Source organism: Staphylococcus sp. EG-SA-2 (assembly GCF_017152085.1).
In genome coordinates, this window is record NZ_JACYHC010001165.1 from 1 (window position 1) to 666 (window position 666).

The 666-nt window shown below is 32.1% G+C and carries 1 pseudogene; it reads left to right on the top strand.

Going from position 1 to position 666, the window contains the following annotated elements:
• Positions 1–666: pseudogene (gene norB / locus IDG60_RS28045) on the top strand (multidrug efflux MFS transporter NorB); the annotation flags it as partial.

Genomic DNA, 666 nt, shown 5'->3' on the forward strand with positions numbered 1-666 from the left:
CTGCAACTTTGTCTATTATTAAGTCATATTACATTGGGAAAGATAGACAACGCGCTTTAAGTTATTGGTCAATTGGCTCATGGGGCGGCTCTGGTGTTTGTTCATTTTTTGGAGGTGCAGTTGCAACGCTTTTAGGTTGGCGTTGGATTTTCATCCTATCAATTATAATTTCATTAATTGCGCTTTTTCTTATTAAAGGCACACCTGAAACTAAATCTAAATCGATTTCTCTAAATAAATTTGACATTAAAGGTCTGGTTCTTTTAGTCATTATGCTTCTCAGTTTAAATATTTTAATTACTAAAGGATCAGAATTAGGTGTTAGCTCACTTCTTTTTATCACTTTATTAGCAATTACAATTGGATCTTTTAGTTTATTTATAGTTCTTGAAAAGCGTGCTACAAATCCTTTAATCGATTTTAAATTATTTAAAAATAAAGCTTACACAGGTGCAACAGCTTCAAACTTTTTGTTAAATGGTGTTGCAGGAACATTAATAGTAGCCAACACATTTGTTCAAAGAGGTTTAGGATATTCTTCATTGCAAGCAGGAAGTTTATCAATCACTTATTTAGTAATGGTACTAATTATGATTCGTGTTGGTGAAAAGTTACTTCAAACACTCGGATGCAAGAAACCAATGTTAATTGGAACAGGAGTTCTTA